This window comes from Actinomyces sp. ph3 (genome assembly GCF_000308055.1).
In the GTDB taxonomy this organism is placed as follows: Bacteria; Actinomycetota; Actinomycetes; order Actinomycetales; family Actinomycetaceae; genus Pauljensenia.
Window position 1 is genome coordinate 88,665 of sequence record NZ_CAGY01000001.1, and the last position, 17,074, is coordinate 105,738.

A 17,074-nucleotide genomic window follows, 5' to 3' on the forward strand; every position below is an offset into this window, starting at 1 on the left:
GGTGGGAAGAGACCTCAAGTCTCTGCCTGAAAGGTCATTCGTGGACGTACATATCCTCGGCTGGATCGGCTTGGCCGTCGCTGTTATCGCCCTAATTTCCACTGACATCATTGGACACGTGCGTAAGCCCCATGCACCTTCTATGAAAGAAGCAACAGCGTGGACATTGGGCTACGTTACTCTTGCGGTCATGTTTGGCCTAGCGATTTGGGCGATCTACGGGGCAACCTACGCCATCCAGTTCTATAGCGGCTACATGATGGAGTGGTCACTTTCGCTGGACAACCTCTTCGTCTTCGTCATTATCATGGCGTCCTTCAAGGTGCCGAGGGAGTTTCAGCAGAAAGCACTTCTAGCTGGAATCATTCTTGCACTGATTTTTAGGGCATTTTTCATCATCGTCGGTGTCACCCTGGTCAATCGATTTACCTGGATGTTCTTCTTCTTCGGTGCATGGCTGCTGTGGACGGCATATTCACAGGCCCGCGAAGGCGCTTCCGGTGAAGAGGAAGAAGTTGGGGAAATTCAAGAGAATGCTTTTATCCGCTTCGTTCGACGCATTCTTCCTGTGACTGATGGATACATCGGAGACCGCTTCTTCTATCGCCATAATCGTCACACATCCATCACCCCCTTGTTCCTTGTCGTTCTGGCGCTTGGATCCGCGGATCTGATGTTTGCGCTCGACTCGATTCCTGCGATCCTTGGCCTCACTCAAGAGGAGTATTTGGTCTTTGCATGCAATGCTTTTGCATTGCTGGGGCTTCGACAGCTCTTCTTCCTTATCGATGCCCTTCTCGAAAAGCTTGTTTTCCTCAACTACGGACTTGCAGTGATCTTGGGCTTCATTGGGGTGAAGCTGATTCTCCATGCACTCCACGAAAACTCATTGCCCTTCCTTAACGGTGGTGCACCCATTCATGGGATTCCGGAAATCGGAATCCCGGTCTCACTTGCTGTCATTGCAGGGACACTCATCACGACAGTTCTTGCCTCGCTCATTTATTCGAAGCGCGATTCCTCGAGGAGTAACGGCCGATGACCATTGCTGCACAAGCTCCTAACCCTGCTCAGGGACTTAGTGGATCCGAAGTAAAAATCCGCGAAGAACAAGGCAAGCTGAACATCACTAAGCTCCCTTCATCGCGATCGCTGGCATCGATTATCCGCGCAAATGTCTTAACGCTTTTTAATGCGATCTTGAGTATCGCAATGGTCATCGTGATCATCTTCGGGTCCTGGCAGGATGCTGTTTTCGGCGCGATCATGATCATCAACGCGGTTATTGGAATTTTTTCTGAGCTCCGTGCAAAGAAAACTTTGGATGATCTTGCAATCGTTGACGCCCCACGGGCGAAGGTGCGACGCGATGGGCGTACCGAGCAGATCGACGTTCAACGCATTGTTCTTGACGATATTGTCGAGCTTTCACTCGGCGATCAAATCGCGGCTGACGGTGAGGTCCTAGAAGTTTCCGGTCTGGAAATCGACGAATCGATGCTGACTGGCGAATCTCGCCCGGTTCTTAAGCAGGTCGGCGATCGTGTCCTCGCTGGAACATCCGTCGTTTCCGGGTCTGGAGTAATGCATGTGCAAGCAGTAGGTTCGGACCTGTACGCGCAGGGTATTGCACGTCATGCACGGACTTTCTCTCTTGCCACTTCGGAGATCCAACAGGGTATTAATAAGATTCTGCGTGTCATCTCGATCGCACTTCCTCCAATTATTCTTCTGACGCTCTGGTCGCAAACACGGATTGCAGGAGGCGGCACTCCCTACGCGTGGCAACACGCATTGGTTCTTGCTGTTGCAAGTGTCGTCGGAATGATCCCGCAGGGATTGGTACTTCTCACCTCCATGAACTTCGCGATCGGTTCAGCAACTCTGGCGCGGAAAGGCGCTCTTGTCCAGGAGCTCCCTGCAGTTGAAGTCTTGGCTCGTGTTGATGCACTGTGCCTAGATAAAACCGGTACGCTCACAACCGGTGGGATTCGATTGCGCTCTTTGGAGATCCTTGATCGACAGCGAGAAGACGAGCTTTTCCGTGCGCTGTGGATGCTCAACGACGATGAGACAAATGCAACCGCGCGGGCGGTCAAAGACTATTTGCTCGATAGGGGAGAGCTTCCTCAAGTAGATACTGAAGCTTCGCGGACTATTCCCTTCTCCTCTGAACGTAAATGGGCAGCGTGGGTCACGCAAAGTGCATCAATTGTTATGGGCGCCCCTGAGATGCTCATTGATCACGTTGAAAACCTCGAAAGTCTTCGAGCTGATATTCGTTCTTATGCCAGTGAGGGCTTGAGAGTATTAGTTGTCGTTCGCTATGACGAGGCCATTGAAGACCAGACCCTTCCGGCAAATCCCTCTCCTCTCGCCCTCTTGGTTTTGGAAGAAGACTTGCGCGATGATGCAACCGAAACCCTCGCTTACTTCCGCCGCCAGGGTGTTCGTGTACGCATCATTTCGGGTGATAGTCCAACTACGGTTGCTGCGCTAGCCGCACAGGTCGGATTGCGTTCACCTAATGGTGACGCTCCTCATGCATTTGATGCTCGGGATCTCCCCGAGGACCCAACGTCTGCTGAGTTCCTCTCTATCGTTGAGGCAACAGATGTTTTTGGACGTGTTACACCCGAACAGAAACGTGCGTTGGTTAAGGCCCTGCAAACTCAGAAGCACTGTGTTGCCATGACGGGTGATGGTGTCAATGACGCTCTCGCACTTAAAGATGCTGATCTAGGCATCGCGATGGGGAATGGCGCAGCAGCAACTAAGGCTGTTTCACAGTTGGTTTTGGTTGATCAAAAGTTTTCGGTGCTTCCCAGTGTCTTGGCCGAGGGACGTCGCATCATGGCCAATATGGAACGTGTGTCATCGCTTTTCTTGGCAAAGACGACCTACGCGACACTATTCGTCATTCTTAGTGCAATTTTCGCGTGGCGTTATCCCTTCTTGCCGCGGCATTTTACGTATGTTGACACTCTGACTATTGGTGTTCCCGCGTTCTTCATTGCCTTAGGCCCCAACAATCGGCGTTATGTCCCAGGTTTCTTGTCGCGAACTTTGTCGCTGGCAATTCCGAGCGGCATCGTCCTGGGAGTTGCGGCTCTTGCTGTTTATTCTTCGGTCGGCAACGGCACGGTACTCGGTTCTACCGCTGCCGCAATGACGGTTCTGATTGCAGGATTGTGGCTTTTGTCGATCACAGCGAGGCCGCTGGTACCGTGGCGCGTAGCCTTGATCTGCGCTATGGCTGTAGCCGGGGTTTTAGGTGTTCTCCTTCCCTTTGCGCGAGCCTTCTTTGCCTTCCAATGGCCCCCGGCCCCGCTGTGGCTGGCGATTATCGGATCAGGACTTGCTGCCGGCCTCGTGATCGAGGCATTCTCGCGGGTGCTCTACATGGGTAAGCTTCGCGAAGCTGAGTCCGAAGGACATTCCATAGACTAAACGTGAAGCAAAGCGTAAAAGAACACATGTTCGACCAAAGCAATGCGTCAACACGTAAACTAGTGGAGTGCATGATCAGTTAATTGTCCGTGGTGCCCGCGAGCATAATCTCAAGGGTGTTGACCTTGATCTTCCCCGTGACTCGATGATTGTTTTCACCGGTCTATCGGGATCGGGAAAATCTTCTCTTGCATTTGACACGATTTTTGCTGAAGGGCAAAGACGATACGTTGAATCGCTGTCCTCATATGCGCGTCAGTTTTTGGGACAGATGGATAAGCCTGATGTTGATTTTATCGAGGGACTCTCTCCAGCAGTCTCAATCGACCAGAAATCTACCTCGCGTAATCCGCGTTCGACAGTCGGTACGATTACCGAAATCCATGACTATTTGCGCCTCTTATTTGCGCGCGCGGGGGTAGCCCACTGTCCAGAATGTGGAGCTCGTATCCAAGCTCAGACTCCCCAACAGATTGTTGATCGTGTTCGCTCTCTTCCTGAAGGAACCCGCTTCCAGGTTCTTTCGCCTGTTGTGCGAGGGCGCAAGGGCGAATATCAGGATCTTCTCGAGGAACTCAAGGCATCTGGCTATGTGCGAGCAATCGTCGACGGGCAATTGCTTCGACTTGAGGATGTCCCGCCGCTGGAAAAGAAGCTCAAGCACACGATCGAAGTTGTTGTCGACCGTCTTGTCGTACGTGAGGGCGTCCGTCAACGATTGACCGACTCCGTTGAAACAGCACTTCGTCTTTCGGACGGCTTGGTGATCATCGACTGCATTGATTTGGATGAGTCAGATCCTGATCGTCGACGCAAATACTCTGAAAAGCGTTCGTGCCCCAACGACCATCCCTTGACATTGGATGAAATCGAACCGCGAACTTTCTCCTTTAACGCACCCTACGGCGCGTGTCCTGAGTGCTCGGGCTTGGGCTCCAAACTCGAAGTCGATCCCGAACTTGTTGTGCCAGATGAGGAACTCTCGCTCAATCAAGGCGCAGTGATTGTTTGGAACTCGAATTTTAAGTATCACCGCCACCTTTTGGAAGCCCTGTCAAAAGAGCTTGGTTTTTCTATGGAGACCCCGTGGAAAGATCTTCCCAAGAAGGTTAAGGATGCAATCCTCAACGGTCGAAACTACGAAATAAAAGTTAAATTCCGTAACCGTTGGGGTCGCGAACGTTCGTATACGACTGGTTTCGAGGGCGCACTCACCTATATCCAGCGTAAAAAAGAAGAGACTGAATCGCAGCTGGTCGTTGATCGTATGGATTCGTACATGCGTGAAGTCCCCTGTAGCGCATGCCAAGGAGCCAGATTACGTCCTGAGGTTTTGGCGGTAACCATTGGTGATCTGTCAATCGCACAGCTTTCGGATTTGTCGATTCGCGATGCGAAAGACTTTCTCGACAGCGTTACTTTGGAAGAACGTTCATCTGTCATTGCTGCTCCGATTCTGACAGAAATTCAAGCTCGATTGAAGTTCTTGGTCGATGTAGGCCTGTCATATCTGACGCTCTCTCGCGGGGCTGCAACCCTTTCTGGTGGTGAGGCTCAACGAATTCGTTTGGCAACCCAAATTGGTTCCGGCCTTGTAGGGGTTTTGTACGTCCTCGATGAGCCCTCAATTGGTCTTCACCAACGTGACAACCGCAAGCTGATTGCGACCTTGGAACACCTACGCAACCTCGGAAATACCCTGATCGTTGTCGAACACGATGAAGAAACCATTGAGGCTGCTGACTGGATCGTTGATGTGGGCCCGGGGGCCGGTGAAAACGGTGGCTGGATCGTTCACAGTGGAACTCTTGAAGAGCTGAAAGAGAATAAACGCTCGTTGACGGGGCAATATCTCAGTGGAAAGCGTTCGATTGTTATCCCTCAATCCCGCCGGGAGCGTGATCCCAAGCGCCAGATTACGGTGAAGGGTGCACGCGAGAACAATCTCAAAGACGTCACAGTGTCCTTCCCGCTCTCGACTTTCACTGCGGTGACAGGCGTATCGGGCTCGGGTAAATCTACCCTGATCAATCAAATTCTTTATCGATCCTTAGCCAGCCGTTTGAACGGTGCCCGCCTTGTCCCGGGACGCCATCGTTCCGTCGTAGGAACTGAGGGGCTCGATAAGGTCGTGCATGTTGACCAATCGCCGATCGGCCGCACACCGCGGTCTAATCCGGCTACCTACACAGGGGTCTGGGATCAAATCCGTAAGCTTTTTGCTGAAGTTCCTGAGGCGAAACTTCGTGGCTATGGTCCTGGGCGTTTCTCCTTCAATGTGAAGGGGGGAAGGTGCGAGTCCTGTAAGGGTGATGGAACCCTCAAGATCGAGATGAACTTCCTTCCGGACGTTTACGTCCCCTGCGAGGTTTGCCATGGTGCACGCTACAACCGTGAGACATTGGAGATCCTCTACAAAGGTAAGAGTGTCGCAGATGTCCTCAATATGCCTATTGCCGAGGCCGCTGAGTTCTTTGCCCCAATCTCGCGTATTGCCCGTCACCTGAACACCTTGGTTGAAGTTGGCTTGGGCTACGTGCGACTTGGTCAGGCTGCCACAACTCTGTCCGGTGGAGAGGCACAACGCGTCAAGCTCGCATCGGAGCTGCAACGTCGCTCAACGGGCCGGACGGTGTATGTCCTAGACGAACCAACTACGGGTCTGCACACCGAAGATATTCGGAAACTATTACTAGTTCTTCAGAGCCTGGTCGATAAGGGCAATACGGTGATCGTCATCGAGCACAATCTTGACGTGATCAAGAGTGCCGACTGGGTCATTGACATGGGTCCCGAGGGAGGTAGCGGTGGCGGTACCGTCGTTGCAGAAGGAACCCCTGAGGAAGTTGCCAAGGTTCATGAATCATTCACTGGTCAGTTCCTTGCGGAGATTTTCGAGGCCTCAGAACAGCACGGAGCGAAGTCGAAGTAGCAGGAAGGCCGACTTGCGCCGGAAAGCTGAGTTGTAAAGAGTTGTGTGGGCTTCCCGAAAGGGGAGCCCACACAACTCTTTACAAGCAGTGTTCTCGCTTCAGAAAATCATACGCAATGATCTTGGCAAGGCTCACTGAGCTTCGGGGGTTGTTCCCGATTCATAAAGTGCTTCGACTTCATCCGCGAAATCAGCAAGAACCCGACGTCGTTTGAGCTTCAGTGATGGCGTCATATATCCGTTCTCAACCGTAAAGGCTGCGTTCACGATACGGTAGCGGCGGATCGATTCTGCTCGAGAGACTTGCTTATTAGCCCGCGCAATCGCGCGTTCTAGAGATTCACGCACCGCAGGTAGCTCTGCAGCCTGAGCAGCATCTACGACGGGTTGCCCGTGGGCGCGAAGCCATTCAGGAAGCATTTCTGTGTCGAGTGAAATTAGCGCTCCGATATACGGGCGATTGTCACCAACAACGATGATATTGGCAATCAACGGATGGGTTGAGAGGGCATCTTCCAAAATTTCTGGAGAGACATTCTTCCCACCTGCAGTGACAATGAGCTCCTTTTTGCGGCCAGTGATACGGATGTGGCCTCGATCATCAATTGAGGCCAGATCCCCGGTCTTAAACCAGCCATCAACGAAGGCCTCAGCGGTGGCCTCGGGAAGGTTATGGTAACCGCGGGAAACTGAAATTCCGCGGACTAAAAGTTCCCCGTCGCTGGCCAGTTTTGCCTGGTTACCGGGCCAAACAAAGCCAACGCTATCCGGCGGGAAATCCTGGGGGATCTCGACGCTGATGGGACCGGTCGTCTCGGAGAGCCCGTATCCCTGGAGCAGGGTCAGTCCGAGGCCTCGGTAGAAGTTTGCGAGGTCGAGGGCGAGGGGAGCGCCTCCAGAGATGATCGTGTGAAGGTTCGGCCCAAGAATCGCCTTGACCTTTGAGAGAACCAATGCGTCAGCAACACGTCCGCGAATCTTTAAGAGAGTGGAGGGGCCGGGAGAAGGAATTGCCGAGGCGTCGGGCACGGGCGTGGTGTCTGGTAGGGGACCAGCAACTAAGGACTCGGGAAGAGGAGTATCCACATAGGCACGAGACTGCGAAAGTGCGCGCGCTTGCTTTGCTGCCCAAGAGAACATTCGTCCCTTGAAACCGCCACCGGCCTTGGCTGATGCCGCGTTATAGACCTTCTCCAAGACGCGCGGGACAACCAGAAGCATTGAAGGCTTGAAGGTCGCAATATCATCAACCAGGTTGCGCGTATCTGGTGAAAAGGCTACGACTCCCTGTCCCGAGAGCAAGCAGTACATCACGAAGCGTGCGAGTACGTGAGCCACGGGCAGGAACAGCAGTGAACGAGAGCGCGGATCATTGATCAGAAGAGGAAGGAAATCGTAAGCCTGAAGCATGGGGCTGATGAAGTTCCCATGTGTCAGAACAACGCCTTTAGGGACCCCAGTGGTTCCGGAGGTGTAAATGATGGTGGCTTCATCCTCAAGCTTGACGGCCTCGGTCCGCAGGCGCACTTCTTCAATTGGAACATTGAGCCCGGCTTGGGCAAGATCGCGCTGAGCTCCCTTATCAAGCGAGAGGAGATGACGAACTGAATCTGTCTTTACTGACTGAACAAGTTCGGCCTGCTGAGTCGTCGCGGTAATGACGATGCGGATATCTGCGTCCTTGAGGATGTGCTCAATTTGGACGGCAGAATCGGTTTCGTAGATCGGGACAGTGATCGCACCGCAGGACAGGGCAGCGACGTCGATGAGAGCCCACTCGTACGATGTCGGCGCCAAAATCGCCAGGTGCTCACCTGCTTCAAGTCCCAGCGCGATGAGGCCACGAGCAATCGAATCAACATCCGAAAGGAACTGATCAATGGTAACCGGGCGCCAAGTACCCACAGGCGAACGACGCTCAATTGCAACCTGACCAGGGTGCTCTTGAGCACGCAGGCGAAGCATTGACGGCAAATTCATCTCGGGGCTCGCCTCGCGAGTTGCAATCGCTTCCCAAGAGCCATCTGCAAGCCTGCGTACTGTCATGAGTATCCCTTTCAGTTGTATTGAGTTCAGCGACTATCGTGCACGTCGAAAGAACCGACGGCGCTTTGCCGGGGCAGCTTCAAGTGGACCACCGTAAAGTTCGTCAACTTCATCTGCGAAATCATGAAGTACTTTCCCACGACGAAGCTTCATCGAGGGGGTCACGTAGCCGTTTTCGACAGTAAAGCTCGCATCAATAATTCGGAATTTGCGAATGGACTCCGCGCGAGAGACTGCCTTGTTTGCGCGATCTACTGCACGCTGGAGTGAGGCTTGCACTTCGGGAAGTTGGGCGGCCTCGAGAGGAGAACAACGGGGGAGTCCGTGCTTACGGAGCCAATCCGGAAGCATCTCAGCGTCAAGGGTAAAGAGCGCACCGATAAATGGCCGTTGGTCGCCAACAACAATCACGTTTGCAATTAAGGGGTGGGTTGCCAGTGAATCTTCCAAAACCTCGGGAGAAACATTTTTGCCACCCGCGGTGACGATGAGTTCCTTCTTTCGTCCGGTGATTGAAAGCTGGCCGCTCTTTGAGATAGATCCCAAGTCACCGGTATGGAACCACTCACCATCGGGCATAACCTGGTGAGTCTGGTCAGGCAGGTGATAGTAGCCGGGCATGACAGAAACACCCTTAACAAGGATTTCTCCATCTTTTGCGATCTTGATGAAGTTTCCCGGAAGGGGCAGACCTACGGTACCTACGGGATTCTTACCGACATGCTGTACGGCGATCGGTCCGGTCGTTTCGGATAAGCCATAGCCCTGGAGAAGGGTGATACCCATACCCGAATAGAACTGAGCAAGGTCGGTCGCTAGAGGCGCCCCGCCGGAAACGATGTAGCGAAGATTCGGGCCAAGAATCGAACGAATCTTCTTCAGAACGAGTGCGTCGGCAATGCCGTGGCGTGCCTTCTTCAGTAGAGAAGGTCCGAAAGTACGCTCTTGTGCGAGTGCATATGTGCGAGCCTGCTTGGCGCTCCAAGCGAACATCTTGCCCTTGATTCCGCCGCCGGCTTTCGCGGAGGCGGCGTTGTAGACCTTTTCGAGCACACGCGGTACGACGAGTAGAACGGAGGGCTTAAAAGCCTGAATGTCGGGCAGCAGATTCTTAATATTTGGCGAGAATCCAAGGACACCCGCTCCAGAAAGCACGAGGTGCATAACGAGGCGTGCAAGAACATGCGCGACCGGAAGGAAGAGGAGTAGTCGTGTATCAGACGAGTCAACGATATCGCCAACAACCTGACGTGCGCCTGCAATCGTCGCAAGGAAGTTTGCGTGGGTGAGGACAACACCCTTAGGAACGCCGGTGGTTCCGGAGGTATAGATAATTGTCGCGATCGATGAAGAGTCCAGTGAAGAACGGCGAGTTGTAACGTCGTCGATTGACACGTGCTTAGCAGCGCGAGCAATGGTTCGTAATGCTCCCTGATCGAAACTGTCGATTGAGCGCGTGAAAGCGGGAGCGACACTTCGAACTAATTCTGCCTGTTGCGTCGTCGCCGTGAACACCTGAACGACGTGCGCGTCTTCGAGGATGTGGTGGATCTGCGCGGCTGAATCAGACTCATAGATCGGGACCGTGACGGCCCCAATCGAGAGAAGAGAAAGGTCGAGTAGCAACCACTCCATGGATGTGGAGGCGAGAATCGCGACCGAGTCACCCGCTTCGATACCGAGGCCGACAAGGCCGCAGGCGGTGTATTCGACCTGACGTTGAAGTTCCGAAGCAGTGATCTTCCGGCTTGCGCCAACGGACGAACGTGTCTCAATAACGACCTGATCAGGATGAGCCTCGGCACGTGCAGCGAGCAGGTCAGGGAGCAGCTCGTGCGAAGGGAGCTTAAATTTCGGCTTGATCGTATACGAACCGTCACGCATGCGTTTCATGATGTCTCCGTTTCGGACCTGCAGTTACATGAGCTGACACTATGAATATAGCGTCTAATGGCGGCTATCTAGCTCACAGATCGTAATACAGCTGAAATTCGTAGGGATGCGGGTAGGCACGCATTGGGGCAATCTCCACCGTTTCTTTATAGTTAATCCAGGTTTCGATCAGGTCTTCAGTGAAGACATCCCCTTCGGTGAGGAATTCATAGTCATTACGAAGTGCCTCAAGAGCCGCTTCCAAACTTGAAGGAAGCTTCGCGATGGAATCGTAGTCAGCGCTCGGAAGTTCGTAGAGGTCCTTATCAATGGGTGCAGCTGGTTCGATACGGCGCTTGATCCCGTCGATACCGGCCATAAGACAGGCTGAGAAGGACAAGTAGGGGTTGGCACTGGGATCAGGAACACGGTATTCAATGCGTTTGGCGGCAGGCGAAGTACCAGTTACGGGAATGCGAATACAGGCGCTACGGTTACGTGCCGAATAGACAAGGTTAATCGGTGCTTCAAAGCCGGGGACAAGTCGGCGGAAAGAATTGACCGAGGGGTTTGTGAAGGCAAGCAGAGCAGGCGCGTGCTCCAAAAGTCCACCGATGAACCAGCGAGCGGTGTCGGAAAGAGAACCGTAGCCTCGTTCGTCATAGAAGAGAGGCTCGCCGTCCTTCCACAAGGATAGGTGGGTGTGCATTCCCGAACCGTTATCACCGAATAGAGGCTTTGGCATGAAGGTTGCCGACAGCCCCGCGGCGCGCGCAGCGTTCTTAATGACGTACTTAAACTTCATCATGTCGTCTGCGGCAGTTGTTAAGGTATCGAAGCGGTAGTTGATCTCCTGCTGGCCGCCCGAGCCAACCTCGTGGTGTGCACGCTCAAGCTTGAGTCCAACCTCGGTCAGGAGGTTAGACATCTCATCGCGAAGATCGGTGAAGTCATCACTGGGGGAGACAGGGAAATAACCGCCCTTCAGCGCAACTTTATATCCCAGATTCCCGCCTTCTTCGGTGCGTCCTGTGTTCCAGTAGGCCTCGTCGGAGTCAAGGGCGTAGAAGGTTGATTGAGGACTCACTTGGTAACGCACATCGTTGAAGACGAAAAACTCTGCTTCTGCGCCGATGTAACAAGTGTCGGCGATGCCTGTGGAGCGCAAGTAGGCCTCTGCCTTCGCAGCAACCTGTCTGGGGTCGCGTGAGAAAGGCTCATCAGTGAATGGGTCGACGATGGAAAAAATGATGACGAGTGTCTTAGTGGCGCGGAAAGGGTCGACAAAAGCAGAGGTAATATCTGGGATCAGCTTCATATCTGATTCGTGAATCTGCGTGAAGCCACGAACCGAAGAACCGTCGAACATCAGTCCATCTTTGAGGACCGAGGCCTGAAGTTCGCTGGCGGGAATAGTGAAGTGTTGTTGGACTCCCGGAAGGTCACAGAAACGTACGTCGATGTACGCAATTTCTTCCTTTTCGATGAAGTCGATAACCTCTTGGGCCTGGGTAAACATGGCAAACCTTTCCGCAGCAATACCTTCAAGAAATGATAAACCTCAGACCAAAAGTTTTCTAATGCCATGCAGAGCAAGCGGCACATTGAATGCCCGGTTAGGCTAGGGGCGTGGCTGATCCTTCGACATATCGACCGAAAACAAGCGAGATCCCGACAGACCCAGGAGTCTATAGGTTCCGCGATGAACAGGGCGCAGTCATCTATGTTGGTAAGGCAAAGAACCTTCGAGCGCGCCTGACCAATTACTTTCAAGACCTTGCCAATCTTCATCCGCGTACCCAGAAAATGGTCACAACCGCTGCCTCGGTGCAGTGGACGGTTGTTGGTAATGAAGTTGAGGCACTTACCCTTGAATTTACGTGGATCAAGGAATTCAATCCGCGTTTTAACGTCATGTTTAAGGACGACAAGTCCTATCCGTATCTCGCGGTGAGTATGGGGGAGCGTTTCCCTCGCGTCCAAGTCACCCGAGAAGCGCGCAGGAAAGACACACGTTACTTTGGTCCGTATACGAAAGTTTGGGCCATCCGCGACACCATTGAACTCCTGATCCGAGTTTTTCCAGTTCGAACGTGTTCTGCCGGGGTATTCCGGCGCGCTCAAGCTCAGGGACGTCCGTGTCTCCTGGGGTATATAGACAAGTGCTCGGCACCGTGCGTTGGCCGTATTTCTCAATCCGAACATCGCGCTTTAGCGCAGTCAATGTGTGACTTTCTTGAGGGAAAGGCAAGCCCTATCCTGCGCCAAGTCGAGTCTGAAATGCGGCAAGCTAGTGCTGAGCTCGATTTTGAAACGGCTGCAAAGAAACGCGATGATCTGCGTGCTCTAGAGACGGTTCTAGAACGCAACACGATGGTTTTAAACGATGGAACCGACGCCGATATTTTTGCCTTAGTCAGTGATGAGCTTGATGCCGCGGTGCATGTTTTCCATGTTCGTGGAGGTCGTATTCGTGGCACTCGAGGTTGGGTAGTTTCGCGCGATGATGATGCCAGTGAAGCCGAACTCATGGCCAGGCTCTTTGAACAGATCTATTCCGAACTGCCAGATGTTCCTGAGGGTAGGAAACGACGCATTGAACAGGCTCAGGCACTATCAGTCGATGACGTGATTCATACTCCGACTCGAGCGGTGCCGCGTGAGATTTTGGTGAGTGTGATGCCTACCGAAAAGGGCACAATTGCTGAGTGGCTCTCTGAAAAAAGGGGAGCGGCGGTCGACATCCATGTCCCCAAACGCGGTCCGAAGGCTCAGCTTATGGAGACCGTTAAAGAGAATGCCAAGCAGGCGTTAGTTCTTCACAAGACGCGCCGTAGTGGCGATCTTGCTCAGCGCGGTCAAGCCCTGGACGAGCTTGCCGAATACCTTGATCTTCCAGCATCTCCTTTGCGCATCGAGTGCTACGACATCTCGCACACTCAGGGCCAGCTTCAGGTCGGTTCAATGGTTGTCTTTGAAGATGGAGTGCCAAGGAAGGACGCGTATCGCCACTTCAATATTCACGGCGAAAATGGTGAGGGGACGCCTGACGATACATCGGCGATGGACGAGGTCCTTCGTCGCCGATTCCGTAGGCTCCTTGCTGAAGAAAATGGCGAAGATGGTGAAGATGAGGAAGGCATCGCCTTTGAATCCGGTCCGGTTGATGCTAACGGACGGCCACGGCGCTTTTCCTATCGACCAGATTTAGTAGTCGTTGACGGTGGTTTGCCGCAGGTTAATGCTGCCCGCGATGCTTTGGACTCAATGGGAATTGATATTCCCCTGATCGGCCTTGCAAAGAGGCTCGAAGAAGTGTGGATTCCCGGCGAGGAATTCCCGCTGATCTTCCCGCGTACCTCTGCAGCTCTCTATATGCTTCAGTATCTAAGAGATGAATCCCATCGATTCGCCATCACAGCGCATAGGAAACGGCGCGCGAAGAATCAGCAGCGTTCGGTACTGGATGGAATTGCAGGAGTTGGTCCTTCACGCCAGAAAGCGCTCTTACGTCACTTCGGTTCTGTCAAGAAAATTCGTGAGGCTACGCCTGAACAAATCGCAGAAGTGAATGGGATCGGTCCCTCCTTGGGAAGCGTTATTTGGCAGGCGCTCAATCCGGATTCTCCGCTTTCGTCATAGCGTCAAACTGTCTGAGGTAAAACCGGGAAAGATTCGCTGATCAATGGCACCATAGGGGTATGAGCGAAACTCCCATCCCACCCGACACTTCGCAGGAAACTGTGCCCGGAGGTATCCCACTTCTCGATCAGATTGCCCCAGATGTTGCCGATGAGGGTGGAAACGAGGTTGTGATCATCACCGGGTGCTCAGGAGCAGGGCGTACTGGTGCTGCCCGTGCACTCGAAGATCTTGATTGGTACGTCGTTGACAATCTTCCACCGGCAATGCTGCCAGCGCTGGTTGGCATGATGAGTCCCGTTGGCGGGGGAGTTCACAGACTGGCTGTCGTTGTTGACGTGCGTTCACGTGAGTTCTTTGCTGATTTTGCTCGTGCCCTTGAACAGCTTAAAGAGTTGGGGGTTGCTTATCGAGTAATCTTCCTTGAGGCTTCGACGGACACTCTTGTCCGGCGTTATGAATCAAATCGCCGCCCTCACCCGCTTCAGGGAGACGGAACTCTTCTTGATGGGATCACAGCCGAAGAGCGCGCGCTTGCTCCTCTGCGTCGTTTCGCAGATACGATCATTGACACGTCCAGGATGTCGGTCCATGACCTGACGCGTCACATCCGTGATGTGATTGCTCAGGCAGGCGATGTGCCGCTCCGTATCACCGTTGAATCCTTTGGTTTCAAACATGGTCTTCCTTTGGATGCTGACCACGTTCTTGACGTCCGCTTTTTAAAGAACCCCTACTGGGTTGATGAATTGCGTCATTTGACGGGTAAAGACCAACCCGTTGCAGATTACGTCTTGTCCCAGCCTGGTGCCCGCGACTTCGTTGTTGGTTACGCCGATCTTCTTGCACCCATGCTGAAGGGGTATATTGGTGAACTCAAGCGTTACACAACAATTGCAGTTGGGTGTACGGGCGGGAAGCACCGTTCAGTGGCGAGCGCAGAGCTCATCGCCCGCAGGCTGCGCGAGCATGGTTTCAATGTGCGAATCATGCATCGCGATATGGGAAAGGAATAGTCGATGACCTACGTTGATGCTGCAGGGTGGATGCAGCGCGGCGAATCGAATAACCGTGTTGTCGCTCTAGGTGGTGGACACGGACTATCCGCTACTCTGCGCGCACTGCGACACATTACACGTCAGCTCACAGCCGTGGTCACCGTTGCCGATGATGGTGGGTCTTCGGGCCGACTTCGCGCAGAAATGCCAATTCTTCCTCCTGGTGATTTACGCATGGCTTTAGCGTCTTTGTGTGAAGAAACTGAATGGGGTTTGACTTGGCGCGATGTCTTCCAGATGCGCTTGAAGACCAGTGGTCCGATGGATGGTCACGCAGTCGGCAATATTGTGATTGCTGGATTGTGGCAGCTTCTTGACGACCCGGTTGAAGGTCTTGATTTTGTTGGCCGTCTCTTGGGTGCGCAGGGGCGCGTTCTCCCGATGTCGACAGACCCGCTGAGTATTGAAGCGGATATGAATGATAACGGGCGACACTACACCGTTAAAGGACAATCGAAAGTCGCAATTGCACCGGGTGATGTTGAGGCAGTACGCCTCAGTCCAGAAGAACCAAAGGTTCCCGCAGCAGTTACCGATGCAATTTCGGAAGCCGATTGGGTTGTTCTTGGTCCCGGTTCTTGGTACACCTCGGTAATTCCTCACCTACTGGTTCCTGATCTTCACCGTGCACTGGTGACGACCGAAGCTCACCGTGCACTGATTTTGAACCTTGAACGTCAGCGTGGCGAAACAGAGTCAATGACAACTGCTGATCATGTCCGAGCGATCGCTCAATATGCTCCCAGTTTCAAACTGGATGTGGTGATCGCCGATCCGACAACGACTGACGATATTGATGATCTTGCCGAGGCTGCCGATGCGCTAGGCGCACGTGTGCTTTTGCGTCAAGTTCGCACCGGTGATGGCGAAGCCCATCATGATCCTTTACGACTTGCAGCGGCATTGCGTGATGCTTTTGATGGTTTTCTTGGCGAAGTTGGCCGCAGCGAAACCTGGCTCCCGTAAAATCTTCCTCGTTCCAGTGCACCCTGACATAAGGAGACAAGGTGTCCCTCACATCGGATATGAAAGACGAATTAGCGCGTAGCGCGGTTCCTTCGCAATCTGCGATGGCCGCGGAGGTATGTGCGATTCTTCGTTTCTCAGGTGGTCTACACCTCGTGGGTGGTCGGATCCTTATCGAAGCGGAGTTGGATTCTTCCGTAGCAGTACGTCGTCTTCGTACATTCCTGACCAGCTTGTACAACGTTGAGTCCTTTGTTGTTGTCGTTTCGGGTTCGTCGCTGCGCCGAGGCAAGCGTTACGTCGTACGCGTCGTGCACCGAGCTGATGAACTTGCTCGACTCACCGGCCTCGTCGATGGGGCGGGAAGACCAGTGCGCGGGCTCCCTGCGACTTTGGTTGCTTCCGGTAAAGACGAGGCCGCGGCTGTGTGGCGCGGCGCATTTCTTGCCCGCGGTTCTCTTCTCGAGCCTGGACGCTCCTCGTCTTTGGAAATTACATGCCCGGGACCCGAGGTCGCACTCGCGATGGTGGGGCTCGCCCGTAAGCTCGGAGCTACTGTTCGTTCGAAGGAAGTACGCGGATCTGATCGCGTCACTGCTCGTGATTCCGAGGCCATTAGTGCGCTTATCCGTGCGCTGGGTGCACCTGCTACTCATGTTGCTTGGGAGCAGAGGCGTGAGCGTCGCGAGGCCCGGGGTTCAGCTAACCGCTTAGCAAACTTTGATGATGCGAATCTTCGTCGTAGCGCGCGCGCCGCGGTCGCGGCCGGCGCGAGGGTCGAGCGGGCTTTTGCGATTTTGGGCGACGATGTCCCAGATCACCTGAGGCAGGCGGGGGAGTTGCGCATCCAGTACAAGCAGGCTTCCCTTGAGGAGCTGGGCAAACATACCGATCCGCCGCTGACAAAGGACGCGGTTGCAGGGCGTATTCGCCGTCTTTTGGCTATGGCCGATAAGGTCGCGCATGAACGAGGTATTCCCGATACCGAATCTGCCCTGACCTTGGATATGCTCGACGGTGACTGAGATCTCTCTTTCAGCATAATGTGGGCCAGATCTCTAAGGACTTAGTTCACCCTCATCTCGGACCGCGAAGGTGTAGATTAGAG

The 17,074-nt window shown here is 53.6% G+C and carries 10 protein-coding genes; 7 read left to right on the plus strand and 3 right to left on the minus strand.

What is annotated here, in order from left to right:
* Window positions 1-40: 40 nt before the first annotated feature.
* The 3 genes from HGAS_RS00385 to uvrA all read left to right on the plus strand — a co-directional run bounded on the left by HGAS_RS00385 (window position 41) and on the right by uvrA (window position 6,382).
* Window positions 41-1,042, plus strand: coding sequence for a TerC/Alx family metal homeostasis membrane protein (locus tag HGAS_RS00385; protein WP_019125994.1), 1,002 nt, complete (start codon window positions 41-43; stop codon window positions 1,040-1,042).
* Window positions 1,039-3,450: an HAD-IC family P-type ATPase gene (locus HGAS_RS00390; protein ID WP_019125995.1), complete on the plus strand. Its 2,412-nt coding sequence runs from the start codon at window positions 1,039-1,041 to the stop codon at window positions 3,448-3,450. Before HGAS_RS00385 ends, HGAS_RS00390 begins: the two co-directional genes overlap by 4 nt.
* A gap of 67 nt (window positions 3,451-3,517) precedes the next feature.
* A complete protein-coding gene (gene uvrA, locus HGAS_RS00395; protein ID WP_019125996.1) occupies window positions 3,518-6,382 on the plus strand; it encodes an excinuclease ABC subunit UvrA in 2,865 nt (954 codons plus the stop codon).
* A gap of 132 nt (window positions 6,383-6,514) precedes the next feature.
* Here uvrA and HGAS_RS00400 read toward each other — a convergent pair whose 3' ends face one another.
* The 3 genes from HGAS_RS00400 to glnA all read right to left on the minus strand — a co-directional run bounded on the left by HGAS_RS00400 (window position 6,515) and on the right by glnA (window position 11,819).
* Window positions 6,515-8,428 (minus strand): AMP-dependent synthetase/ligase, encoded by a 1,914-nt coding sequence (locus HGAS_RS00400; protein WP_019125997.1) that lies wholly within the window; start codon window positions 8,426-8,428, stop codon window positions 6,515-6,517.
* A 33-nt stretch (window positions 8,429-8,461) separates the two neighbouring features.
* The gene (locus HGAS_RS00405; RefSeq protein ID WP_019125998.1) at window positions 8,462-10,321 is read right to left on the minus strand and encodes an AMP-dependent synthetase/ligase; all 1,860 of its coding nucleotides are present in this window, start codon (window positions 10,319-10,321) and stop codon (window positions 8,462-8,464) included.
* Window positions 10,322-10,394: 73 nt separating this feature from the next.
* Window positions 10,395-11,819, minus strand: coding sequence for a type I glutamate--ammonia ligase (gene glnA / locus HGAS_RS00410; protein WP_019125999.1), 1,425 nt, complete (start codon window positions 11,817-11,819; stop codon window positions 10,395-10,397).
* Window positions 11,820-11,929: 110 nt separating this feature from the next.
* Here glnA and uvrC point away from each other — a divergent pair, with 110 nt between their 5' ends.
* Genes uvrC through whiA form a run of 4 tightly spaced genes read left to right on the plus strand, consistent with a single transcriptional unit; the run spans window position 11,930 to window position 16,991 of the window.
* On the plus strand, window positions 11,930-13,942 hold the full coding sequence (uvrC, locus tag HGAS_RS00415; RefSeq protein ID WP_019126000.1) for an excinuclease ABC subunit UvrC: 2,013 nt from the start codon (window positions 11,930-11,932) through the stop codon (window positions 13,940-13,942).
* Between the two features lie 59 nt (window positions 13,943-14,001).
* Window positions 14,002-14,958 (plus strand): RNase adapter RapZ, encoded by a 957-nt coding sequence (rapZ, locus tag HGAS_RS00420; RefSeq protein WP_019126001.1) that lies wholly within the window; start codon window positions 14,002-14,004, stop codon window positions 14,956-14,958.
* A gap of 3 nt (window positions 14,959-14,961) precedes the next feature.
* Window positions 14,962-15,966 carry a gluconeogenesis factor YvcK family protein gene (locus tag HGAS_RS00425; protein WP_009409444.1) on the plus strand — a complete coding sequence of 335 codons (1,005 nt, stop codon included), beginning with the start codon at window positions 14,962-14,964 and terminating at the stop codon, window positions 15,964-15,966.
* Between the two features lie 41 nt (window positions 15,967-16,007).
* Complete coding sequence (gene whiA, locus HGAS_RS00430) at window positions 16,008-16,991, plus strand: DNA-binding protein WhiA (RefSeq protein WP_019126002.1); 984 nt, start codon at window positions 16,008-16,010, stop codon at window positions 16,989-16,991.
* Window positions 16,992-17,074 lie beyond the last annotated feature (83 nt).